The organism is Niveispirillum sp. KHB5.9, assembly GCF_048066115.1.
Lineage (GTDB): Bacteria > Pseudomonadota > Alphaproteobacteria > Azospirillales > Azospirillaceae > Niveispirillum.
This window is the reverse complement of record NZ_JBLTYX010000011.1, coordinates 1-24161: the sequence shown is the minus strand read 5'-3', so window position 1 is coordinate 24161 and position 24161 is coordinate 1. Positions and strand designations below refer to the sequence as shown.

17 protein-coding genes are annotated in these 24161 nt (G+C 64.5%); 7 read left to right on the top strand and 10 right to left on the bottom strand.

The window, feature by feature from the left end:
- Nucleotides 1–31: 31 nt before the first annotated feature.
- The 5 genes from ACM9HJ_RS17880 to ACM9HJ_RS17860 form a co-directional block, all read right to left on the bottom strand.
- Nucleotides 32–2404, bottom strand: a complete 2373-nt coding sequence (locus tag ACM9HJ_RS17880) for an efflux RND transporter permease subunit (protein WP_416573121.1) — start codon at nucleotides 2402–2404, stop codon at nucleotides 32–34.
- Nucleotides 2405–2457: 53 nt separating this feature from the next.
- The gene (locus ACM9HJ_RS17875; RefSeq protein WP_416573120.1) at nucleotides 2458–3432 is read right to left on the bottom strand and encodes a WD40/YVTN/BNR-like repeat-containing protein; all 975 of its coding nucleotides are present in this window, start codon (nucleotides 3430–3432) and stop codon (nucleotides 2458–2460) included.
- Between the two features lie 91 nt (nucleotides 3433–3523).
- Nucleotides 3524–4861: a DUF1329 domain-containing protein gene (locus ACM9HJ_RS17870; protein ID WP_416573119.1), complete on the bottom strand. Its 1338-nt coding sequence runs from the start codon at nucleotides 4859–4861 to the stop codon at nucleotides 3524–3526.
- Between the two features lie 46 nt (nucleotides 4862–4907).
- Nucleotides 4908–7142: a DUF1302 domain-containing protein gene (locus ACM9HJ_RS17865; protein WP_416573118.1), complete on the bottom strand. Its 2235-nt coding sequence runs from the start codon at nucleotides 7140–7142 to the stop codon at nucleotides 4908–4910.
- Nucleotides 7143–7471: 329 nt separating this feature from the next.
- On the bottom strand, nucleotides 7472–10372 hold the full coding sequence (locus tag ACM9HJ_RS17860; protein WP_416573117.1) for an EAL domain-containing protein: 2901 nt from the start codon (nucleotides 10370–10372) through the stop codon (nucleotides 7472–7474).
- Between the two features lie 290 nt (nucleotides 10373–10662).
- Here ACM9HJ_RS17860 and ACM9HJ_RS17855 point away from each other — a divergent pair, with 290 nt between their 5' ends.
- From ACM9HJ_RS17855 to ACM9HJ_RS17835, 5 genes are all read left to right on the top strand, one after another.
- On the top strand, nucleotides 10663–11583 hold the full coding sequence (locus tag ACM9HJ_RS17855; protein ID WP_416573116.1) for a ketopantoate reductase family protein: 921 nt from the start codon (nucleotides 10663–10665) through the stop codon (nucleotides 11581–11583).
- 242 nt (nucleotides 11584–11825) lie between these two features.
- On the top strand, nucleotides 11826–12755 hold the full coding sequence (locus tag ACM9HJ_RS17850) for an ABC transporter permease subunit (protein ID WP_416573115.1): 930 nt from the start codon (nucleotides 11826–11828) through the stop codon (nucleotides 12753–12755).
- A 3-nt stretch (nucleotides 12756–12758) separates the two neighbouring features.
- The gene (gene livM, locus ACM9HJ_RS17845) at nucleotides 12759–14051 is read left to right on the top strand and encodes a high-affinity branched-chain amino acid ABC transporter permease LivM (protein WP_416573114.1); all 1293 of its coding nucleotides are present in this window, start codon (nucleotides 12759–12761) and stop codon (nucleotides 14049–14051) included.
- Complete coding sequence (gene livG / locus ACM9HJ_RS17840; protein WP_416573113.1) at nucleotides 14048–14902, top strand: high-affinity branched-chain amino acid ABC transporter ATP-binding protein LivG; 855 nt, start codon at nucleotides 14048–14050, stop codon at nucleotides 14900–14902. Before livM ends, livG begins: the two co-directional genes overlap by 4 nt.
- 2 nt (nucleotides 14903–14904) lie before the next feature.
- Nucleotides 14905–15618 (top strand): ABC transporter ATP-binding protein, encoded by a 714-nt coding sequence (locus ACM9HJ_RS17835; protein ID WP_416573281.1) that lies wholly within the window; start codon nucleotides 14905–14907, stop codon nucleotides 15616–15618.
- 47 nt (nucleotides 15619–15665) lie between these two features.
- Here ACM9HJ_RS17835 and ACM9HJ_RS17830 read toward each other — a convergent pair whose 3' ends face one another.
- A complete protein-coding gene (locus ACM9HJ_RS17830) occupies nucleotides 15666–16031 on the bottom strand; it encodes a hypothetical protein (RefSeq protein ID WP_416573112.1) in 366 nt (121 codons plus the stop codon).
- A 34-nt stretch (nucleotides 16032–16065) separates the two neighbouring features.
- Nucleotides 16066–16977 (bottom strand): SDR family oxidoreductase, encoded by a 912-nt coding sequence (locus ACM9HJ_RS17825; RefSeq protein ID WP_416573111.1) that lies wholly within the window; start codon nucleotides 16975–16977, stop codon nucleotides 16066–16068.
- Nucleotides 16978–17053: 76 nt separating this feature from the next.
- Here ACM9HJ_RS17825 and ACM9HJ_RS17820 point away from each other — a divergent pair, with 76 nt between their 5' ends.
- Nucleotides 17054–17656, top strand: a complete 603-nt coding sequence (locus ACM9HJ_RS17820; RefSeq protein ID WP_416573110.1) for a TetR/AcrR family transcriptional regulator — start codon at nucleotides 17054–17056, stop codon at nucleotides 17654–17656.
- Between the two features lie 132 nt (nucleotides 17657–17788).
- Here ACM9HJ_RS17820 and ACM9HJ_RS17815 read toward each other — a convergent pair whose 3' ends face one another.
- The 3 genes from ACM9HJ_RS17815 to ACM9HJ_RS17805 form a co-directional block, all read right to left on the bottom strand.
- Nucleotides 17789–20437, bottom strand: a complete 2649-nt coding sequence (locus ACM9HJ_RS17815; RefSeq protein ID WP_416573109.1) for a TonB-dependent receptor — start codon at nucleotides 20435–20437, stop codon at nucleotides 17789–17791.
- A 283-nt stretch (nucleotides 20438–20720) separates the two neighbouring features.
- Nucleotides 20721–21365: a class I SAM-dependent methyltransferase gene (locus ACM9HJ_RS17810; RefSeq protein WP_416573108.1), complete on the bottom strand. Its 645-nt coding sequence runs from the start codon at nucleotides 21363–21365 to the stop codon at nucleotides 20721–20723.
- Between the two features lie 29 nt (nucleotides 21366–21394).
- Complete coding sequence (locus ACM9HJ_RS17805) at nucleotides 21395–22888, bottom strand: hypothetical protein (protein ID WP_416573107.1); 1494 nt, start codon at nucleotides 22886–22888, stop codon at nucleotides 21395–21397.
- Between the two features lie 247 nt (nucleotides 22889–23135).
- Here ACM9HJ_RS17805 and ACM9HJ_RS17800 point away from each other — a divergent pair, with 247 nt between their 5' ends.
- Nucleotides 23136–24158: a glycoside hydrolase family 3 N-terminal domain-containing protein gene (locus ACM9HJ_RS17800; RefSeq protein ID WP_416573106.1), complete on the top strand. Its 1023-nt coding sequence runs from the start codon at nucleotides 23136–23138 to the stop codon at nucleotides 24156–24158.
- Nucleotides 24159–24161 lie beyond the last annotated feature (3 nt).

The window sequence follows — 24161 nt, the reverse complement described above, 5'->3', positions numbered from 1 at the left end:
TGGCGCCCCCGCCACCGGATCGGGTTATGGATCAATGCACCGCGAAGGTCCGCTGCGACGCGCGGCGCACTTCCGCCTCGTACAGCTTGGGGAACAGCTTGTAGAGCAGCGCCGCCACGGCCGGCAGCAGGACGATGGCGCCGATCATGTTGGCCAGGAAGATGAAGGTCAGCAGCACGCCCATGTCGGCCTGGAACTTCAGGTCGGAGAAGATCCAGGTCGCCGTGGCCACCGCCAGCGTCAGGCCGGTGAACAGCACGGAGCTGCCGGTTTCCTGGAGCGTGCGGTAATAGGCCTCCGCGAAGTTCAGGCCGTGCTTCAGGTAGGATTGCAGCCGGTTGAAGATGTAGAGGCCGTAATCCACGCCGATGCCCACGCCCAGGGCCGCTGCCGGCAGGGTGGAGATCTTCAGCCCGATGCCCAGCCAGGTCATCAGCGCGTTGCACAGGATCGACACCACGATCAGCGGCAGCACCGTGGCCAGCGAGCCGACGATGGAGCGGAAGGTGACCAGGCAGAACAGGATGACAGCGGCATAGACCAGCAGCAGCATGGGCTTTTCCGCCGTCGTCACCGCCTGGTTGGTGGCGGCCATCACGCCGACATTGCCCGTGGCCAGGTTGAAGCTGACCGTATCGGACGGATTGTCCTTCTTATAGCCTTCCACCGCGTCCACGATGCGCTGGATCGTCTCCGCCTTGTGATCCTTGGTGAAGATCATCACCGGCATGACCGAGCAGTTGGAATTCAGCAGGCCGGTGGAGGTTTCGATCGGGGTCACGGTGCGGACCAGGACCTGGGAATTGCGCGGCAGCACGCGCCAGTTCAGGTTGCCCTCGTTCCAGCCGGCATTGACCGTGCGCATGGCCGTGGCCATGGACATGGTGGATTGCACGCCATCGACATTGGAAATGGCCCAGGTGAAATCATCCACCTGCTTGATGACATTATAGTCGATACAGCCATCGGCCTTGGTTTCCACGATGACCTGGATGATATCCACGCCGATGGCGAAGCGGTCGACGATCAGCTGGGCATCGCGGTTATAGCGGCTGTCGGGCCACAATTCGGGCACGCCGGCTTCGGTATCGCCCACGGTCATGTGGCGCTGTTCCCAGGCTGAAATGCCGAACACGCCCAGGCCGATCAGCACCATGATGATGGCACCCTTGGGCCGGGCGAAGACGGCCAGCCAGCCCCAGACCCGGTCGAACCGGTCCACCTGCCCCGACACGCGGGCCCGGTACTTGTCGCCCAGCGGCAGGAAGGACAGGGCCACCGGCAGCACCCACAGATGGGTGATGATGATGATCAGCATGCCGATGGACGCCGACACCGCCAGTTCCTGGATCATCTGGATCTGGATGATGGCGATGGTGACGAAGGCCAAGGCGTCGGCACCCAGGGCCGAGGCGCCGGGGATCAGCAACCGTTCGAAGCTGATGCGCGCCGCGGTGAAGGCATCCGCCCCCTTGCCGATCTCCTGCGTCATCGTGCCGACATTCTGCACACCGTGCGAAATGGCGATGGCGAAGACCAGGAATGGCACCAGGATCGACAAGGGATCGATGCCGTAGCCCAGCAGCACCAGCAGGCCGAATTGCCAGACCACGGTGCAGAGCGAGATGCCCAGCATCGTGAAGGTCATCAGCCAGCTTTTGCCGTAACCATAGACCAGCACAGCGGTGATGACGAAGGCGATGGCGAAGAACAACACCACGCTCTTGGCCCCATCGGCGATGTCACCCATGGCCTTGGCGAAGCCGATGACATGCACCTGGATCTTGTCATCCTCGAACTTGGTGCGGATGGCCTCCAGCTGCTGGGCCACCGCCATGTAGTCCAGCTTCTGGCCCGTGCGCGGGTCCTTCTCCACCAGCTGCACGCTAACCAATGCTGCCGTGAAATCCTCCGCCACCAGGCGTCCCACCTGGCCGGATTTCAGGACATTCTCACGGACGATGGGCAGCCATTGCTCATTGGGCTGGAATTCCGCCGGGATGACGTTGCCGCCGGCGAACCCGTCCTCGACGATGTCGATGAAGCGCACATTGGGCGTGAAGATGCTGGTGACGCTGGCGCGGTCGACGCCGGGGACGAAGAACACCTCATCCGTCACTTGCTTCAGCCGGGTCATGAATTCCGGCGTGTAGATGTCGCCTTCCTTCACCGACAATGCCACCAGCACGCGGTTCGCCCCGCCGAATTCCTTCATATGCTTGGTGAAGGTCTGCATATAGGGATGTTCAAGCGGCAGGGTCTTCTCGAACCCGGCAACGACGCGCAGCTTCGACCCCTGCCAGCCCATGAGGGCGGTCAGGATCGCGAACACCACCAGGATCAGGACCCGGTTGCGGAAGGTCCAATGTTCGAGGCGGGACGGAAGGGACGGAGACTGGGACATGTCGGTTCGCCTTGGATATCAAGGGATCGGGGCTGCGCGGGCAGAAGCTCGCGTCAGGGCTGGTTGGCGATCGGTCCGCTTTCGCCCAGCAGGATGACGCTGCCGTCGGCCGCCTGGATGGCATCGGCCAGCGCCACGCGGTCGGCACGGCGGGTGGAGGCGAAGGTGCGGCCGCCATCGCCGCTGGTCAGCACGGACCCTTGCGCCCCCACCAGCACCACCGACCCGTTGGCCAGCACCGCACCGCCCATCAGGCCGGCCTTGGTGGAACTGTCGATGGCGGTCCAGCTCTTGCCGCCATCATCGGTGCGCAGGATGTTGCCCTGCAGCCCATAGGCCAGGAAGCTTTGCGGCCCCAGCGCCAGCGCGTCGAAGAACGACCCGCCATAGGGGCTTTCCAGCTTGGCCCAGGTGGTGCCGGCATCGGCGCTGTACAGGATGGTCCCCGCCTCGCCCACGATCAGGCGCGTTTCCGGCGTGGGCGCCAGCACCGCGTTGAAATGGAAATCATCCTCGCTGATATGCCGGCCGGTCCAGGTGGCACCGCCATCGGCGGTCTCCAGATACAGGCCATAGGCACCGACCGCGATGCCGTGCTGGCCATCGGCGTTGAACAGCACATCCATCAGCGGCTGTTCCAGTTCCGGGTCGGCATGCTGGATCTTCCAGCTCTCGCCACCATCCTCGCTATGCAGGATCACCGCGTCATGGCCCACGGCCCATCCGCGCTTGGCGTCGGCGAAATGCACGCCGGTCAGGGCGACATTGGCCGGCACCGGCACCTGGCGCCAGGATTTGCCGTTATCATCGGACAGCAGGATATGCCCCCGCTCACCCACGGCCACCAGCCGGTCGCCGGCGCGGGTGGCGCCCAGCATCAGGGAATGGCTGGCCAGGGGGGCGATCACCGCCGGACGCAGGGTCACGGCGGGTGCCGCAGCCTCCTGCGCTGCCACGGGCAGGGACCCCAGCGCCAGCAGGCAGAGGCCTGTAGCCAGGGGACGGAGGGCGGAGGAGGAAGGGAACATCGGATCACCGGGGAGGTTTGGTTAACACAGCCCAAGAGACGGAAAAGGGCCGGCCGGTTCGCCACCGGCCGGCCCGTTGCCGCATCGCCGATCAGCGCACGCCGGCGCGGCGCAAGCTGTCGGGAGAGAAGTCGGCGTCGGTGTATTTGGCCTCGAACTTGTACGGCGCTTCCTGGTTGTCCAGGCCGATGGCCGTATAGCGACCCGACTGCAGGTCGTAGAGGGCGTCCAGCGTCGACCAGAAGGTCGGCATGGCATAGTAGTTCACCGGATGGCTCTCGGCCACGCGCCACATCTCGCCACGGGCGTCCAGATGGTCGGCGACCACAATCTGCCAGCTATCCTCGTCGATATAGAAGCGGCGCTTGGCATAGATGTGGCTGGTGCCCTGCTTCAGGGTCGCTTCCACGACCCAGACGCGGTGCAGTTCATAGCGCGCCAGGTCCTGGTTGATATGGCCCGGCTTGATGATATCGGCGTACTTGGTGTCCTTGGAATGCAGCTTGTAGGAATTGTACGGGACGTACATTTCCTTCTTGCCAATCAGCTTCCAGTCGTAACGGTCGGGCGCACCGGAATAGACATCGAAATTGTCGGTGGTGCGCAGGCCGTCCGACGCCGTGCCCGGATTGTCATAGGCGACGTTGGGGGCGCGGCGGACGCGGCGCTGACCGGGATTGTAGGTCCAGGCCGAACGCGGCTCCTTCACCTGGTTGATCGTCTCGTGCACCAGCAGGATTTCACCCGCCAGGCGGGCCGGGCTGGTCACTTCCTGCAGGAAGTAGAGCGAGGTGTTGGCCGGCGCCCCGCCGGGGGCCTGGTACAGGTACTTCACCTGCTCATGCAGCATGATCAGGGTGTAGGAACCGTCGGTCTGCGGGTTCACCTGGCCGACATTGCGCTCCGTGGCCTCGCCGCGATAGCGCAGCAGATGGTTCCAGACGGCTTCCACGCCTTCCTTGGGGATCGGGAAGGGCACGCCCTCCTTCGCCCCTTCCACACCATTGCCGCCATCGACCAGCTTGGCACGGCTGCCGTTGGCGATGGTTTCCTTGTAGATGCGGTCCGGGTACGACGCGCTGCGGCGCGTCGGGTAGACGTTCATCTTGTAGTCGGGATAGCGCTTCAGCAGCGCCTTCAGGCCTTCCGGCAGCTTGGCCTCGTATTGGGCCATGTTGGCGGCGGTGATGGTGAACTGGACCTTGTCCTCGGGGAACGGGTCCACCTCGATCGTGCCGGGCTGCCAGTTGGCGGGCGGCTTGGTGATGCCACCCGTCCATTCCGGGATGGTACCATCGGCATTGCCGGCCTTGACGGCGCCCATCGGGGTCAGGGTCTTGCCCAGGTCGGCGGCGGACTGCGCCAGGGCGGGGAAGCTGAAGGCCAGGGCGACGACGCCACCCAGGAGAGCGGATTTCATACGGAACATGCGTTTCCTCCTCGATCGCTTGCTTCTTGTTCAGTCGGGAATGGCGTCAGAACGAGTATTTGACGCTGGCCGACACGAAGTCGCGATCGTTGATCAGGTTGAACTTCCCGGCCCCGAAATAGTTGGAATAAGACAGGTCGACCGTGATGGTCTCACGCACGATGGCGCGCAGGCCCAGGCTGATGGCCTTGCGATCCTCCACGAAATTGCCCAGCGGCGTCGGCGTCGTGCCGTTCACGTCATGCTGCCAGGAGATGGAGGGATAGAGGTTCACGCCCGGGAAAGCGTTCAGATAGTCGAAGCGGATGGCCGCGCGATAGCCCCAGGAGAAGGCATCGGCGAAGCCGTCGGTGGCCAGGTCGGCCATGCCGCCGCGGCCCACGAAGGCCGGGTTGCCGCCCACGACCGTGCCCGGACCTTCCAGGCGCAGCACGCTCTTGTCCGGCATGTCGGAAATCCAGGTGCCGCCCACTTCGGTCACCACGACCCACTGGTCGGCGCCGAAGGCCCGCTCGAACGCCTTGGTGGCGGTCATCTGGGCCTGGGTGACGTCGAATTCCTCCCAGCCCTGGATGCGCTTGCCGAAGTAACGGGCGGCCAGATCGGCGGTGACGGCGGCGGCCGTCGTGCCCTGGATCACGCCGATCTTGCGGACGATCTGGTTGGTGTTGAACAGGCCGGCGGCGGCCACGGCCGCCTGGTTGGCGCCCGCCGTGGCACCGGCGGTGGCGCCGGCATTCTCGAACGCCAGGCGCGTGCCGCCCGGCGAACCGGGGGCGGCGGCGATACCGGCGCTGATGGCACCTGCCACCGTCGGGTTGATGGCCTGGATCTGTTCGAAGGTGCGACCCGCGAACGGCGCCAGGGCCGGGTTGCTGGCGATGGCGGCGGCGACGGCGCTGTTGAAGGTGGCGCTGCCCTGCGCGCGGCCGGCGGTGGCGCCGGCGGCCTGACCCTGGGCGATGGAGCCCAGGATGGACGGGGCGGCCAGCGTGGCCTGCAGCAGTTCCACGTCATCCAGCTGCAGCGGCTGGTCCTTGCGGAAGCTGACTTCACCCTGGAGCGAGATGCCGAAGGGAATGGTGGTGTTGAAGCTGGCGCCGAACAGCTGGATATCCTCGGGATATTCAGCGCGGTAGCTCGACGCCTGCGTGAAGGTGGAGGAGCTGGCCTGGAACTGGGCCAGCGAGCCGACTTGGCTGCTCAGCACCGGCAGGCGCGAATGCAGGTTGGTGTAGTAGAGGCCGAACTCGGTATTGTTCAGCTCTTCGGAGAAGATGCGCAGCGCCAGGCCGTACTGGCCGCTGTCGCTGGGCGTGTCATCCTTGGCGCGCGGCACGACGGTGCCGAACGGCGTCAGCGACTGCACGCCGCGGAAGCCGTTCAGCAGCGGATTGGGATAGCGGTCCACCGGGAAGACGTTGCCGCCGGCCACCGCACCCTGGTTCGGGTTGTCGGTGAACAGGTAGTTGCCGAAGCCGATGAACAGCTCCCGGCCGCCGGGCGAGGCCGCGTCATTGGTGGAGAAGAAGGAACCCGAAGCCTCCGGCTCCGTATTGTCCCACTTGAACTGGTAGAAGGCCTCCAGCGAGACGTTCTCGTTGAAGGAGAAGCTGATATCGGCGATCGGAACCGGCAGGAAGCCTTCCTTCAGCTCCGAACCCGGCACGCGCAGGGCCGACACGTCGATCGGGTTGATCGAGTTGATGCCGTTCTGGATGAAGGTGCTTTCACCCCAGCTCAGCACCTGCTTGCCCAGGCGGACCGACAGGTTGGAGCTGTCGCCCACGGCGAAGTCGCCATAGATGAACGCGTCCAGCAGGTCGAAGTCGCGGCCGATACGCTCCACCGTGTCGGAATTGAAGGCGAAGCGGTTGGTGCGCGCACCATTGGTCGACGACTTCTTGGCATTCACCATGTCGTAGAAATAGGTGCCGCGGACGAAGGCGCCGATATTGCCGTAATTCAGCTTCAGCTCGTGCGTGGCACGGCCGGCCAGCGACACCAGGCCCTTGTCATAGTTCAGGTTGCCATTGTCGCCATTGATGGAATGGGCGCGACCGCCATTGGCGACGCCGATCAGGTCTGGATCACGGCCCTGGACGCGGAACAGCGCGCCCATGGTCAGGGTCGTGTCGAAGCTGCCGCTCAATTCACCGCGGTTGAAGCTGACGGCCTGGGCGCTGCCCACCGCCAGCATCGGGGCCAGGATGGCCGCTGCACTCACCCCGGCAAGTACCCGGCAGTCCATGCGCACCTGCGGCGTCGATTTGCGTGCCATGCGTTTCCTCCTCGCATCCCATTTTTATCATTCCCCGGCTTCGGGCCGGCGGCCGACCCCATATTCGGAGCCGAGGGAATTTCGCGTAACCTTGTCGTAAAGGCCGCCATGTGGGCACGTCAAGGCTTCTATGCGCCCCATGTCTCCAAAGGGTTCGTTTGATGCCCGGATTGGCAAAAAAGACACATTTTTTGTCCAGTTTCCAATGGCTTGAACGGATTTGAGGCAAGGCGGTCAAACGCCCGTTTTTAAGGCAACGCTCCCGCCATACGGGAAATTTTGCACTTGCGAATGACGAAAATGCCCCTCAACCCCTTGTGACGTTTACGTCAACCTGCGACTTCAAGCACACCATCCGGTTGCAGGAATCGGGTCTCCAGGTCGCCCGGGGGCAGCGGACGGGAGAAGAAGAAGCCCTGCAATTCGTCGCAATGGTGCAGGCGCAGGAATTCCAGCTGCTCTTCCGTCTCGATCCCCTCGGCCACCACCTTCAGGCCCAATTGGCGGCCCATGGCGATGATGGTGGCGGCGATGGCGCCGGTATCGGCATTGGTCGGCGCCTCGTTCACGAAGGAACGATCCACCTTCAGGGTGGTGATGGGCAGGCGGCGCAGATAGGAGAGCGAGGAATAGCCGGTGCCGAAATCGTCGATGGCGATTCGGATGCCACGATCGCGGATCTCGTTCAGCGTATCGGCGATATAGGCCAGGTTGGACATCATCGCTGTCTCGGTGATCTCGATCTCCAGCAATTCCGGCGGCACGCCATATTCCTGGCAGAGCGAGAAGACGCGTTCACCGAACATCGGCGTGGCGATCTGACGGACCGACACGTTGACCGCCACGGGGATGGGGGCGAAGCCGCGCTTGCGCCAATCCTGGATCTGGGCCAGGGCGGCGCGCATCACCCATTCGCCCAGCGGCACGATCAGCCCGGTTTCTTCCGCCACCGGAATGAACTTGCCCGGCGGGATCATGCCGATCTCCGGGTGCTGCCAGCGGATCAGCGCCTCCACACCCACGGCCTGCATGCTGCCCATGGCGATCTTGGGCTGGTAATGCAGGAAGAACTGCCCCAGCTCCAGCGCCTCGCGCAGCGAATGTTCCAGCGACAGGCGGGCCACCGCCGCCTCATTCATCTCCGGCGTGAAGAAGCGGTAGCCATTGCCGCCCGACGCCTTGGCATTGTGCATGGCCGTGTCGGCATCGCGCATCAGCGCATGGAAATCCGCCCCGTCGCCGGGGAACAGGGCGATACCGATGGAGGTGGTGACGAACAGCTGCTGCCCGTCGATGCCGAAGGGGCGCGACAGGGAGACCAGGATGGTCTCCGCCACGCGGGCCGCCATCTGCGGATCGGGCAGATCCTCCGCCACGATGAGGAATTCGTCGGCACCCAGGCGCCCCACCGTGTCGGCGGCACGCACGCAGGAGCTGAGCCGCTGGGCCAATGCCCGCAGCAGCTTGTCACCCGCCTGATGGCCCAGGCTGTCATTGACCAGCTTGAACCGGTCGATATCCAGCAGCAGCACGGCCACCGCCGTGCCCTTGCGCCCGGCATGGGCCAGCGCGTGCTGCAGCCGGTCCTGCACCAGGGTGCGGTTGGGCAGACCGGTCAGCGGATCATGGGTGCTGACATACATCAGCTGTTCCTCGAACCGCTTGCGGTCCGAGACGTCGGTCATGGTGCCGGTGAAGCGCAGGGGCCGGCCGCTATCGTCGCGGATGGCCTGGCCACGCGCCTCGATCCACACCCAGGACCCATCGCGGTGGCGCAGGCGGTAGAGCGACAGGTAATCGCCCACTTCGCCATTCAGATAGCGCTCGATCTGGTTCTGGGCCATGTCCTTGTCGTCGGGATGCAGCAGGCCGTCGAACAGCTTGTTGGCATACATCGCGTCGACCGCGTCGTACCCCAGCATCTCGATGAATTCGGGCGACCACCAATAGGTGCCCTTCGTATAGGAATTGTCGAACACGCCGGACCGGGTGGCGCGCACGGCCAGTTTCAGCCGCTCCTCGCTCTCGCGCAGCGCCTGTTCGCCGCGCTTGCGCTGGGTGATGTCCTGCACAACGCAGATGGCGGTGCGCCGATCGCCCAGGCGCATCTGGCTGACGCCGAAGGCCATGGCGAACACTTCGTTGTTGCGGCGGCGACCCTGGATTTCGGCGCGGTTGTCGGGGCGCTGCTCCTCCTCCGACCGGCGCAGGCAGGCCATCAGGGCCACGGCCACGCGCGTCCAGTCCCGCTCCTCGATCAAGGTGACAAACGGCTGGCCCACCGCTTCCCCGTCGGCATAGCCGAACAGGTCCTCGGCCGCCTGGTTCATTGTCTCGATCCGCAGATCCTCGTCCAGCGTGATGATGCCGTCGGCGACATTGTCCATGATGCCGGACAGGCGCGTCTCACGTTCCCGCAAGGCTTGTTCGGCGCGCACGCGTTCCACCAGCGAATGGTCGAACTGGACCAGCACCTCGTTGATGGTCCGGGCCAGCAGGCCCAACTCGTCATCCTCATGCCGCTTGGGCACGGACAGCAGCTTGTCGGCCGGGTGCCGCGGATTGATCTCCGCGATCACCGACGACATGCGCAGGAATGGCTTGGTCAGGGTGGAATAGAACATCACCACCAGGATCAGGGCCAGCGCCACCGTCCAGATGATACCCGTGGACAGCACCACGCCCGAGCGGCGGAAGAATTCCTGGGCGATCAGGAACCGGTCGATGGAGACCCGCAGTTCGCCGACATTCTGGTTGTGGCGTTCGATGACCAGCGGGATGGAGAAGGTCTTCTCCACCGGCAGCAGCATCTCCGCCAGCCATTTCAGCTGCCCTTCGGCCTGCGGACGCTCGCGCGCGGCCAGCTGGTTGCCGAAATCCTCCAGGATGACGGCGCGGTAGATGGGCTTGTATTCAAACAGGCCGGTGACGACGCGGTCGGCCAAAGCCTGGTCGAAGGAATAGGCGCTCTCCGCCGCCGCCTCGCGCATGATCGACAGGACCTGGCGGACCAGCTGGTCGGATTGCCGCTCCATGTCCAGAAGGTCGATGGTGATCTGGGCCGTGGACAGGACCATGCCCAGCATCAGGGTGACCAGCGCCGTGTTGCGCGCCTGCTTGAACGACAGGCGCTTGCGCAGCGGCACGCGCGCCACCGCAGCCGTCTCCGTGGTCCCGCTGTCCGGCAGGATGTCCGTCTCGGCCTGTTCAGGCGGTAACGTCGCTTTCATCCACACCTTGCGCCCAAACATCCCTGGCCGGGCCCCGCCGCCCTGCCCCGGATACCCCATCCGTGCGCCGGGACGGGCCATTGCCACGGGTCCCCGCACTTCTCGAAAGATAGTCTGCCTTTATGCGATTGGATATGACAATCCCTTTAGCTTGAAAGAGTTCAGAAGTGTAGGTCTCTGCACAGCCAAGGGAAGTCCGGCATTATTCGCCCGTGCCGAAAAAACGGGCAAACCCCGGCCTTGGTGCTGATTTCACGGGATTTACAGTCGAATCGACGGGAGTATGGACGATGCGCATCTTGTTCCTGGGGGCCGGCGGCGTCGGCGGTTATTTCGGCGGCCGGTTGATGGAAGGGGGGGCCAACGTCACCTTCCTGGTGCGCCCCCGCCGCCAGGCGCAGCTGATGGAGAACTGGCTGCGGGTGGAAAGCCCGCATGGCAATATCCGCATCCCCGCCCAGACCGTGACCAAGCCGCGCAAGCCCTATGATCTGGTGATCATGGCCTGCAAGGCCTGGGACCTGGACAATGCCATCGACAGCGTGGCGCCCGCCATGGGACCCGACAGCATCCTGATGCCGCTTCTGAACGGCGTGCGCCATTATGAACGTCTGGACGCGGCCTTCGGGGCCGAACGGGTGATGGGCGGGCTGTGCCATATCCCCATCACCCTGGACGAACAGGGCGTGGTCCGCCACCTGTCGACCATCCACAAGCTGGTGTTCGGCGCCCGCCATGACGGGCAGAACGCGATGGTGGACGCGCTGGCCGAGGCCTTCCGCCCGACAATGGTGGACTGGCACCGCTCCGACAACATCATGCTGGACTTGTGGGAGAAGTTCTTCTTCCTGGCCAGCCTGGCCGGCAGCACCTGCCTGATGCGCGGCACGATCGGGGGCATCAACCGCCAGCCGGGGGGCACGGAATTCATGCGCGCCCTGTTCACCGAATGCGCCGCCGTGGCCGGGGCGGAAGGCTATGCTCCGCGCGCCAGCCTGTTGGCGGAATATGGCGGGCAGCTGACCGACAATGCCAGCAGCGTCAACGCCTCCATGGCCCGCGACGTGGCACGCGGCGGACGGACGGAGGCCGAACATATCCTGGGCGACATGGCGGCGCGGGCCCGGGCGCACGGCCTGTCGACCCCGCTGCTGGACCTGGCCTTGCTGCACCTGCGCGTGCATGAGGAAGCCTTGGCGGCAAAAGGATAATGAGAGCGGCATTTGATCGTAGCCGATCCAATGCCGCTTCATGTTCCCTCAGGCGCCGGGCGCCCGCATCCGCGGGCTTGGCTCACGCGACCACGTGGTCGCGGGCCGGCAGTCGCCGGCCTCCGTGCAGGGTTTTGCGGGCTTGCTGCCCCCCGCCCCCATCCGTTACGGTGGCGCACCTTCGCCGGTAAAAGCTCCCGCAACAAAAATGGGGGCGGCCGGCCAATTCGGACTGGGGGCACATGGACGCGTCAGCGCTGGGGACGTTTCTCCAATACCTCATCAATGGCCTTGCGTTGGGGGCCATTTATGGGTTGATCGCCATCGGATATACGATGGTGTACGGCATCATCCGCATGATCAATTTCGCCCATGGCGAGATTTACATGATTGGCGCCTTCGTGGCGGTCACCACCTTCTCCATATTGGCGGCGGCCGGTGTCACATCGGTGCCGCTGGCACTGCTGCTGGTGCTGGTGATGGCGATTGCGTTTACCGCCGCCTATGGATGGACGGTGGAACGGGTCGCCTACCGCCCCTTGCGCGGGGCGCCCAAGCTGGCGCCGCTGATCAGCGCCATCGGCATGTCGATCCTGTTGCAGAACTACGTCATGCAGACACAGGGTGCCCGGCCCAAGCCGCTGGCGCCGGTCATGAATGGCGGCGTGACGCTGTGGCAGGGTGACGGGTTCGCCGTCAATGTCTCCTACATCCAGCTTTTCATCATTCTGCTGACCCTGGCGCTGATGGTGGGATTCACCCAGCTGATCAACCGCACGGCCCTGGGCCGGGCACAGCGGGCGTGCGAGCAGGACCGGACCATGGCCGGCCTGCTGGGCATCAATGTCGACCGCACCATCAGCCTGACCTTCGTCATGGGCGCGGCATTGGCCGCCGTGGCCGGCGTGCTGGTCACCATGTATTACGGTGTCATCGACTTCTATATCGGCTTCCTGGCCGGGATGAAGGCCTTCACCGCCGCCGTGCTGGGCGGTATCGGCAGCCTGCCGGGCGCCATGCTGGGCGGTCTGCTGATCGGCCTGATCGAGGCGTTCTTCACCGGTTACGTGTCGGGCGCCTACAAGGATGTCGCGTCCTTCTCCGTGCTGATCCTGGTGCTGGTCTTCCGGCCCACGGGCCTGCTGGGCCGCCCCGATATCGAGAAGGTGTGAGCCATGGCGACGCCCATCCAAAACCACATCAAGGGCAGCGTCATCGCCGCCCTGGTTGCCATGGTGCTGGCCGTGCCGTTCATCGGCCTGCACACCATCTCCACCGACCAGGGTCTGGTCGTCCATACACGTTGGGAATGGGTCTTCTGGTCCGGCCTGATCGTACTGGTCGGCAGTTTTCTGCTGACGCTGGCGCGTGAGGCGCTGGCCACCCGCCGCGCCAGGAAGCCTAAACTGGCTGCCGGCACCAAGCCGAAGCGTGACGATGCCCTGACGGCCAGGCTGACCAAGGGCTTCACCATCGGCATCGTGCTGTTCGCCGTCACCCTGCCCTTCATGCCCTTTTCCGACCGCTACATCATGGATGTCGGCACCACGGTGCTGATCTATGTGCTGCTGGGCATGGGGTTGAACGTCACGGTGGGCTTGGCCGGTCTGCTGGATCTGGGTTTCGTGGCGTTCTACGCCATCGGCGCCTACAGCTTCGCCATCCTGTCCACCAGCCTGGGCCTGAATTTCTGGGTCTGCCTGCCACTGTCGGGTTTGATCGCGGCCCTGTTCGGCGTGCTGCTGTCACTGCCCATCCTGCGCCTGCGCGGCGATTACCTGGCCATCGTCACCCTGGGCTTTGGCGAGATCACCCGCATCGTCATTCTGAACTGGCAGGGTTTCACCGGTGGGCCGGCCGGCATTTCCGGCATTCCCCGCCCCACCCTGTTCGGCCTGTCCTTTGACCGCAAACCGCCGGAAGGCCTGACCTCGTTCCATGAGGTCACGGGCATCACGTTCTCCGGCGAACACCGGCTGATCTTCCTCTATTTCATCGCGCTGGTGCTGGTGCTGGTCGCCGCCTGGGTGATCAACCGTCTGCGCGCCCTGCCGGTCGGCCGGGCCTGGGAAGCACTGCGCGAGGATGAGATCGCCTGCCGGTCGCTGGGCATCAATCCGACGGCATCCAAGGTGTCGGCCTATGCCGTGGGCGGCATGCTGGGCGGGTTCGCCGGCTGTTTCTTCGCCGCCCGCCAGGGCTTCGTGTCGCCCGAAAGCTTCGGCTTCATCGAAAGCGCCCTGATCCTGGCCATCGTCGTGCTGGGCGGCATGGGCAGCCAGATCGGCGTGGTCATCGCGGCTTTGTTCATTGTGCTGTTGCCGGAAGTGGGCCGTGAGTTCGCCGATTTCCGCATGATCGTGTTCGGCATCGCCATGATCGCCATCATGGTCTGGCGGCCGGGTGGGCTGCTGTCGCAGCGTGTGCCCACCATCCGCCTCTCCAGCCAGAAGGGAGAAGCGGCATGAGCGCGCCTTTGCTGTCCGTCACCGGCCTGACCATGCGTTTCGGCGGCCTGGTGGCCGTCGATGGCGTCAACCTGACGGCCGAAACCAACAAGATCACCGCCCTGATCGGCCCCAATGGGGCCGGCAAGACCACGATCTTCAACTGCCTCACCGGCTTCTACAAGCCGACGGCAGGTGAGTTGACCCTGAACCGGCCCGGCGAGGCGCCGGTATCCCTGCAGACCCTGGCCGGCTATCAGGTGTCGCGCCATGGCGTGGTGCGCACCTTCCAGAATATCCGCCTTTTCCCGCGCATGACCGTGCTGGAAAACCTGCTGGTCGCCCAGCATGTGGGGCTGATGAAGAAGTCGGCTTTGGGCATCGCCGGCCTGATCGGCCTGAAGGGCTGGCGCGCGGCGGAACGGGAAGCCATCGACCGGGCCCGTTTCTGGATCGAACGCCTTGACCTGACCGCGGTGGCGGATGAGGAGGCGGGCAACCTGTCCTACGGCGTGCAGCGCCGGGTCGAGATTGCGCGGGCCATGAACACCAACCCGCTGCTGCTCTGCCTGGACGAACCCGCTGCCGGCCTGAACCCGAAAGAGACGGGGGCGTTGGGCGACCTGCTGCGCGGCATCCGGGAGCAGTTCGGCATCGGTATCCTGCTGATCGAGCATGATATGGGTCTGGTGATGGGCATTTCCGACCGCATCCATGTGGTCGAATATGGCCGCAAGATCGCCGAGGGCACGCCCGAGCAGATCCGCAACGACGAGCGCGTGATCAAGGCCTATCTGGGCGAACCGGACGAGGAGGAGTTGCCGCCCGTCGTGGCCCAGGACATCGCCGCTGGCGAAGGAGACCGGGCATGAGCCTGCTGCAACTGACTGGGGTCCGCACCAATTACGGCCCCATCGAGGCGCTGCGCGGCGTCGATGTGCGGGTTGAACAGGGCGAGATCGTCACCCTGATCGGCGCCAACGGGGCCGGCAAATCCACCCTGCTGATGACCATCTGCGGCCAGCCCAAGCCCGCATCCGGCACCATCACGTTCGATGGGCAGATCATCAACGACCTGCCCCCGCACGAGACGGCGAAGCTGGGCATCGCGCAGGTGCCGGAGGGCCGGCGGATTTTTCCGCGCATGACGGTGTTTGAGAATTTGCAGCTGGGCGCCACGCTGGGCAATCCAGCGCATTTCGAGGAGGACGCCGCCTGGTGCCTGGACCTGTTCCCCATCCTGGCCAAGCGCCGGGACCAGCGGGCGGGCACCCTGTCGGGCGGGGAGCAGCAGATGCTGGCCATCTCCCGCGCGTTGATGAGCCGGCCGCGCTTGCTGCTGCTGGACGAGCCGTCACTGGGTCTGGCGCCCCTGATCATCCGCCGTATCTTCGATGTCATCGCCGACCTGAACAAGACGCGCGGCATGACCATCCTGCTGGTCGAGCAGAACGCCTACCACGCCCTGAAACTGGCCCACCGCGCCTATGTTCTGGCCCAGGGGCAGGTGGTGATGGAAGGGGCGGGCCAGGAACTGCTGGCCAATCCGGAAGTGCGGGCCGCCTATCTGGAGGGCGGGTCGCACTGATCAGGTGCAGGCGGGGCCGGGTGCAAATCATGCATCCCGGCCCCATCTCACCGCGTGCTTGTGGCGATGGCGGCGATGATGAGCAGGCAGTAGATGCCGACCGCCAGCCTGGGTTCCCGGTACTCCATGAAGAAAAAGGCAAGCGCCAGCCATCCGGCGCCCGCGACCGCCGACAGGACCAGGGCCGGCATCCCGCTGATCAGGTCCAGGGCGCGCCAGGCCACATAGAGGCCCAGAACCCCGAACACCACCTGCCCCAGGGCGAAGGCGGAATTCAGTCCGTAATACAGGGTCGTCTCCGCACCGGGGACCCGCTTTCCCCGCACATACTGCGCCGCCACATCGATGATGAAATGCAAGACGCCGCTGAGGGTCAGCCAGCCGAAGGCCGCGTGGATGATGTATTTCTGCATTCTATGATCCCTGTCGCCGATGACGGACCCGACCTCACAGGGGCGTGCCCGTCATTTCCTCCGATAATGTCCACAGGCGGTTCGTGGCCACAGCGTCCAATGCCTGCGGCGGTATCCTGGCTTCGGCCGGATATCCCCTGGTTTCGCTGAACCGGTCCGGCCCGTAATAGGCGCCGCCCCTGGCCTGCGGTGCGGTTGCCGCGAACAGCGTGGGCAGGGCCCCCTGCGCCGCCGGCTGGAACAGGAACCACAGCAGGCTTCGCGCGATACCGACGGCACTGCGGCGGCCGGGGGCATTGTGCAGCAGATCGGTGCGGGAAATGCCCGGATGCGCGGCGATGCTGGAAAGGCCCCAGCCGCCCGAATCGCTGCGCCGCTGAAGCTCCAGGGCGAACATCAGGCAGGCGAGCTTCGACTGGCTGTAAACCGCCATCGGATTGTAACGTCGCTGCGCATTCAGATCGCCGAAATCGATCGCCCCCTCCCGGGCCGCGACGCTGGACAGCGTTATCACGCGCGCATCCGTCCCCGCCCGCAGCAACGGCAGGAGCGCCGCCGTCAGCGCGAAATGGCCCAGATAGTTGGTCGCCATCTGCAGCTCAAAACCATCCGCCGACACTTGCCGGTGGGGCGGCATCATCACCGCGGCATTGTTGATCAACAGGTCCAGCCTTTCCATCCGGTCCCGCAACCGGGTGCCGAATTCCGCGACGGACCGCAGGCTGGCAAGGTCGAGCGGTTCAAATTGCACCGTTGCGGCCGGCACCTCGGTACGGATCTTGGCGACCGCCGCCGCCCCCTTCTGCGGATTGCGGCCCGCGATGATGACATTCGCACCGGCCCGCGCCAGCGCCAAAGCATCTTCAAACCCCAACCCGCCCGTGCCGGTAACCACGGCCACCCGACCCTTCTGGGCGGGAATGTCCGCCACGGTCCATTTCGTCATGCTGATGTCTTTCCCAAAAATCGCACTTGGTGTAAAATAAATATCGCACTGAGTGTAATTTTTCAAGGGCCATTCCATGACCAGCGTCAGCGATAACGTCACAGCCGGCGAAGGCGTGCGTGAGCGCAAGCGTCGCGAGACCCTGCGGCGCATCACCGATGCGGGCATGTGCCTGTTCATCGAGAAGGGATACGAGGCCACGACCCTTGACGAGATCGCGGCTGAAGCGGGCATCTCCCGCCGGACCTTCTTCTATTATTTCAAATCCAAGGACGAGATCCTGCTGTCCCTGCAGAGCGGCATGGGCGAGATGATCGTCACCCATCTGTTGGAGGCGCCCCGCGACCAGCGCCCGCTGGACGCCGTCCGCGACGCCGTAATCAAGGTCTGTGCGCCGTATCCGGCCGAGGAGATGCTGGCCATCGACCGCATCATGCGGTCGAGCGAGGTGGTCCAGGCCCGCAAGCAGGCCAGCTATATCCAGCATGAAAAGGTGCTGTTCGCCGCCCTGCGCGAATTGTGGCCGGCGCCGGAACGCGAAACCGCCCTGCGGCTTGTCGCCATGATGGCCATCGGCGCCATGCGTCTGGCCTTCGAGGCCCTGAACCGGGAGAATGGGCAGCGCCCCATCGCAGAACTGCTGCACGAAACATTCGATGCGCTGAAGACGGAAATCTGATCCGCCCGGACCTTGCCACCCGGAACCAAAAAAGCCGGCCACCCTTGCGGATGGCCGGACAGTCGGGGAGATGCCTCGATCAAGAAGAGGAACCGGAAGGCGCCGAACCCTGGTGCCTCCCGAAACTCACACTCAGTAGGAGAAGCGGACGCCACCGAAGAAGCGGCGGCCGTTCTTGTAGGCGGCGAACGGGACGTTCCGGTTGCCGACATACTGATACTGCGTCTCGTCCAGCAGGTTCTGGGCCTGGGCCGTCAGCGCGATCTGCTCCGTCACGTTCACGGTCAGCGACGCATCAAGCTGGTTGTAGCCGTCATTGATCACCGAGGTCGCACGGTTGACCTCGCGGAAATACTTGGACCGGTAGGAGTAGGTCACCCGCGCGCTGAACATGTCGTCTTCATAGTACGGCGTCAGCGTGAAGGAATGCTTGGAGCTGAAGGGCAGGGCCACGGAGGCATCGGCCGTCTCGCTGTCGGCAAAGGTGTACGAGGCTTCGATACCGAAATTCTCGTAGATGTCGCCGCGATAGGCCAGTTCGAAGCCCTTGATCTCCGCCGACCCGCCATTGCGCGGACGGCTGACCTCGAAGGCCTGCGGGATGGTGGTGCCACCCGGGTTGGTCAGCGGGTTGGTATCGGTGTTGATCAGCATCTCCGTGCTGGTCGCACGATAGATGTAGGAACCGATATCCTTGTAGAACAGCGTGGCCGACACCAGCGACACCTTGTCGAGATAATACTCAAACGAAGCATCGAAGCTGTTGGCGCGGTACGGGTCCAGGTCCGGATTGCCGCCATTAGCCGTATGCAATGTATTATTGACCTCCAGGAAGGTCGACAGGTCAGCGTAGTTGGCGCGGGCCATAACACGCGACGCGGAGAACCGCAGAATGCTCTTCTCATTCACGTCGAAAGCCAGGTTGAGGCTGGGCAGGAAATCGTCATAGGACTTGTCCAAGGCAACATTCACGATCTGACGCGGCGGCGCAGGCGGATCGCCGGGCGGCGGCGTGAACCCGTCGCCGATGACCCCGCCCAGAAGGTCGCGCGGCCCCCTGCTTGTCTGGTCTGTGTGCACATAGCGCAAGCCGACATTGCCCCGGAAGCCGTCGCCCTCAAAATTGGCCTGCGTATAGCCGGACCAGATTTCCTCTTCGACAGCGAAAATGCTGGGCAGGAAGTCATAGATCGTCAGCGAATTGAACTGGTTGTCCGGGCGGTCCGTGAAGAATTTCTTCAACTTGTCCCTGTCAACGACAACCCAGTTCTTCAAGGCGTCGTTGACATTCAGACCGCTCATGTAGCCGTCCGGCGTCTCTCCGCCGGCGAAGTTCGCGAACGGGTCGGACGCGGTCTTGGCGTTACGGCGCTGGGAGTCCTGCGTGGTCTCATGCTTGCGGTACTTGACGCCGAAGCGGATGGCGTTCAGCAATCCCAAATCCACGTCGCGAGTGACATCGGCCTGGGCATAGGTCTCCTCGTCTGAGGTCGGCTGCTCAACGTAGGGCGCGAAGCCAAGCCCGATACCCTGGGCGCTGGTTGGCGACTTTTCGGGCGTGACCGACGCCAGGCCGTTATTGCCGGAAATGTCAAAGCTGTAGCCGACCAGCTGTTCGAACTCGCCGAAATATTGCTGCTTGGTACCGCCGGTGGACTTGGTATAGCCGCCCTGGAAGCTGGCCTTGAAGGCGTCGCCCGTATAATCGACCTTCAGGTCGGTGGCATAGGTCTCGATGGTGCTTTCACGCGCGATGGCGTCCAGCAGCATCAGGCCCGCCGTCGGCGTTCCGGCATTGGTGTAGGAGCCGGAAACCACCACCCCGTCCTTGACCACGGCGTTGTTCGGCGTGCCCCGGAAATTGTTGAAGTAGTAGCGGCTCTGGTTGAGGTTGTCGTAGGTGCCCTTGACGTAGAGGCCCGTGGCGTTGATTTCCAGGTTGTCGCTGGGCTTGGCCTGGATGGCGAGCGTGCCGCCGGTGCGCTCGCGCTTCTGCTCGAACAGGGCGGAGTTGATGACGTTGGGCATGATGGCCGTGCCGCCGCCCGGCAGGGTCACCGTGGGATAGCCCAGGCTCTCGAACCCGTCGCGACGGATATCCTGTTCCTGGTGCGTGACCGAGGCCAGGACGCCGAAGGTGGAGCTGTCATTGGACCAGGAGAACAGGCCCGACGCGTTGGGCGAGCCCTTTTCCGACCGGTCGTTATAGGCATATTCCAGCGAGGCGTTCAGCGTCAGCGGATCGAGATCCAGCGGACGGCGCGTATGCAGGATGACGGTGCCGCCGATGGAGCCTTCGTCGATGCGGGCTTCCGGCGACTTGTAGACCTCCAGCTGGCCGACCACTTCCGGCGCCAGCATGGCATAGTTGAAGGTGCGGCCGGGCGCATCCAGGATGAACCAGTCGGTCGAGGCCACGGTCTGGCCGTTCAGCAGGGTGCGGTTCAGCGCCGGGTCGGTGCCGCGGATGGCCACGCGCTCGCCTTCGCCGAAATCACGGTCGACCTGCACGCCCGGCAGATGAGACAGCGATTCCGCGACATTCTTGTCGGGGAACTTGCCGATATCCTCGGCCGAGATGGCATCGACGATGGCGTCGGCATTGCGCTTGGTGTTCAGCGACTGCACCAGGCTGGCGCGGATGCCGGTGACCACGATCTCTTCGATCTCGCCACCGCTGCTGCCGGCTGCCGGCGCGCCCTGCGCATGGGCCGTCGCGGCGATGGCCATCATGGCGATCGCGCTGGCGGTGCCGCGCATGAGCATCTTTTTGAACTGCATGACCTGTGCCTCCTCAGTAAGCCCTGTTCGCCTCGTGCCTTCGCGATAGGTCGCTGGCACGGATCTCCGTTGCGGGTGCCCCGAACGTGTCGGGTTGGTCCCGGCTGGTGGGCTTCAGGAAAGCGGAATGCGGGATTTCCGAAAGGTCGGTTCCGGCAGAACGCCGAAAATGACGGAAAAATACGGAATTTTGTTTCTGATTCTCGATTGGAACTGTAACATTACATTGCTTCTATTGGAGTCGCGCCCATGGATGGCGATTGGCGGCAACCCGTCACACGCCTCACCCCTTCGTGAAGAAGTATTTTTCCTTGTAGCACTGGACCGTCACGGCGTTGGCGTTGGCGAAATCGGCCACGGCCCGCAGAACCTCCGGCGCCACGAAATCATCACCCAGCAGCACACCGCCGGGACGCACCAGCGGCCAATATTGCTGTATGTCGTTCAGCGCTTCCCGATAGCTGTGTCCGGCATCGACATAGACCAGATCGGCCTGGATGTTCTTCTGGGTCAGATATTGGGCGGCGGCATCGCTGCTGATCGGGAAGGGCGTGATGTAGTTCTGCATTCCCGTATGGCAGACATTGGCCAGGAACTGATAGTAGAGCGTCGGATATCCATGCCTGTGATTCAGCGATTTATAGCAATCCGGGTCCGTCCATTGTTCGACCGAGCCCAGGAACGTGTCGACGCACACAACCTCGCCCTCGATACCGAGATTTCGCATGATCAGCGCCATCGTGATGGCGGAACGCCCCTTCCAGGTCCCGACCTCGATGATGGTCCTGGGCCGGTTGGTGACCATAAGGTGCTGGAATATCGGGTTTTCCTCACCCCATCCCTGGATGTCCATGGGATAGGCCTGATGGTCGAACCCTTCATAGGGGTCGCCGGGATAGAGCAGCCTGGAAACCGGCGGGCGGGACATGCTTGGTTGCTCCCTGGACATGATGATGGTCAGACCCGTTCCACCTGGCGCAGATGCTGTTTCATCCGGCCCAGAGCCGCCGCCAGCGCCTCACGCTCGGCCGGCGGCTCACCGCAATGGCGCAGCACATATTCGGCCGTGCGCACCACATCGCGCCAGCGCGGGTTGCGGGGCAGCGTCTCCACCAGCAGATACTTGTCCAGCGTGCGGGTCTGCAGCGAGGAACGGTCCATATAGACGCGCCACAGGCCGCTTTCCTCCGCCAGCTCGATCTTGCCCTTGCGCTTGGCCTTCTGCCAATAATCCAGGGCCAGGGTCATCACATCGACGATGCAGCGGCGGTACCCTTCATCGGCATCCAGGGCGGCGGCATGGTCGCCCTCTTCGGCCTGTTCATGATGCTCCGCCTCCTCCGCCACCGGAACCGGTGCCGGTATGGCGGGGGCCGGTTCGGCCCGTTCGGGGGTCGGCACAGGCACCAGCAGCGGCGGGGCCACATCCAGCGGCGCCGAGGGGCCGATGGGCAGGGTGGCCGGCTCCGGGACGGGTACCGGATCACGGAAGGCGCGCAGGAACAGGGCGATGGCGCCGGCACCGGCCAGCAGCAGCAGCCACTTCATATAAGAGAGGCCACCCGCCAGCACGCCGCCATCGGACAGCACCATGTAGCGCCATCCGCCATCCGCCAGCATGCTGGCATCCTGCCGGGCCCAGCCTTTCAGCCGGTCCGCGGCCGGCGCGCTGGTCACCATGTTGCCCGCGGGGTCCAGCAGGGCGAAACCGATCCCGTCCTGGGTGATGCGGGCCAGCCGCTCCTGCACCGCGGCGATGGGCAGGCGGAAAGCCACCACCCCTTCCACCGTGCCATGACGGACCACGGGCCGGCCCAGCAGCATGCCATGGCCCTGGTCCAGCGGTAGCGGCTGGGTCAGTACCATCACCTGCTCAGGGCTCTGCGCCTGGGGAATACGCCCCATCACCTCGCGGAACAGGCCGCCCAGGGCTGAGTCCCGCTGGCGGGCCGACGCAAGGTCGGCACCGAAGGCGGCATCCTTGCGCAAGGAATAGACGACGCGCCCGAACCGGTCGATCAGATAGAGGTCGTCGAAAACGGTGGAGGCCAGCAGGTCGCGGAAACTGGCATGGAACCGGTCATGCACGGCGGCATAGGCGGTCAGGGCGGCGGGGATGTCGGCCGGGGCCGCGTCGCCCGGCGGATATGCGGCGCGCAGGATGGAGGCCGCGCGCTCCGGATCAGGCGAAATCTGCTGGAAGGCCGACGCGAAGCCATAATAGCGGCCCACCGAATAGCCGATGAAACTGGTGGAAGCGAAGGCCGAGCTTTGGCTGCGGGCATTCTGGACCAGGGTACCCAACTCGCGTTCAACGGTGCGGTTGGCATTGGCGATCTGAATATCGACCTTGTCATCAATCGCCAGCGCCATGAAAAACAGCGCCGCCACCAGCACAGCGACAAGGGGTCCGCCAAGTTTCAGGGCCGCCTTTACATCGGGTCTGGACAATCCCACCTTGCATGCCCCCTGGCGTCTTTTGCGCGCCTTGTGCTGTTCCATGGTTTTGGTGTGTTCACCAGGGACAATCGATGACATCCCCCGCACATGCACGTCACCATACCGTCAATATCGTTGATCCGGCAAGGAGGGCTTGATCGGATCGGCGGGGCGGATCAAGGCTTTGCGCGCGGGCCGGGCATTCGCGCAACAGTCGCCGGCCGGGCCGCTCCCCAGGACAATATGCAAGGCAGGCATCATGGCTTCCCCCGCTTCGTCGCGGCCGCTGGCCGTCATTTTCGGCGCCCCCGATCCGGTCCTGAACGCCGACCAGAAGGCCTTCTACCGCGATGCCAACCCGCTGGGCCTGATCCTGTTCAAGCGCAATTGCGAGACCCCGGACCAGGTGCGCCGCCTGTGCGATGATTTCCGCAACGCCGTGGGCCGCGCCGACGCCCCCATCCTGATCGATTTCGAAGGTGGCGAGCATCAGCGCATGGAACCGCCGGTCTGGCCCGCCTTCCCCGCCCCCGCCGCCTTCGGCCGACTCTATGCCAAGGATGCGCTGGCCGGATTGCGCGCCACCCGCCTGAACGGGGCCGCCATCGGCAGCCTGCTGCGCCAGCATGGCGTGACGGTCGATTGCGCGCCGCTGGCCGACGTGCCGGTGGCGGGTGCCGACCCGGTGATCGGCGAGCGTGCCTTCGGGACCGATCCGGAGACGGTGACGGTGCTGGCCCGTGCCTTCATGGATGGCATGGCGTCCGTCGGCGTCACGCCGATCATCAAGCATATTCCCGGCCATGGCCGCGCCCTGGTGGACAGCCACAAGGACCGGCCCTTCGTGGACACGGACCTGGGCGAGCTGGATCGCACGGATTTCCTGCCCTTCGCCCGCCTGAACCGCACGGCCCCTTGGGCCATGGTCGCCCATGTCGTCTATACGGGCGTGGATGCGGAGAACCCGGCTACCATTTCCAAGGATGCCGTGCGCAAGATCATCCGCGAGCGCATCGGCTTCGACGGCGTCCTGATCTCCGACTGCATCTATATGGAAAGCCTGGGGGGAACCCTGGCCGAACGCGCCGCCGCCGTGCAGGGGGCGGGCGTGGATATCGTGCTGTCCAGCCATGGCGATGTCGATGAATGGACGCCGATCGCGGCGGCCGTGAAACCGCTGACCGATGCGGCGACGGCCCGGCTGGCCAAGCCGTTGCCGCCGGCAGGCGCGCTGGTCGATGTGGAAGCGGCGTTGGAAGAAATCACCGCGCTGCTGGGCTAAACC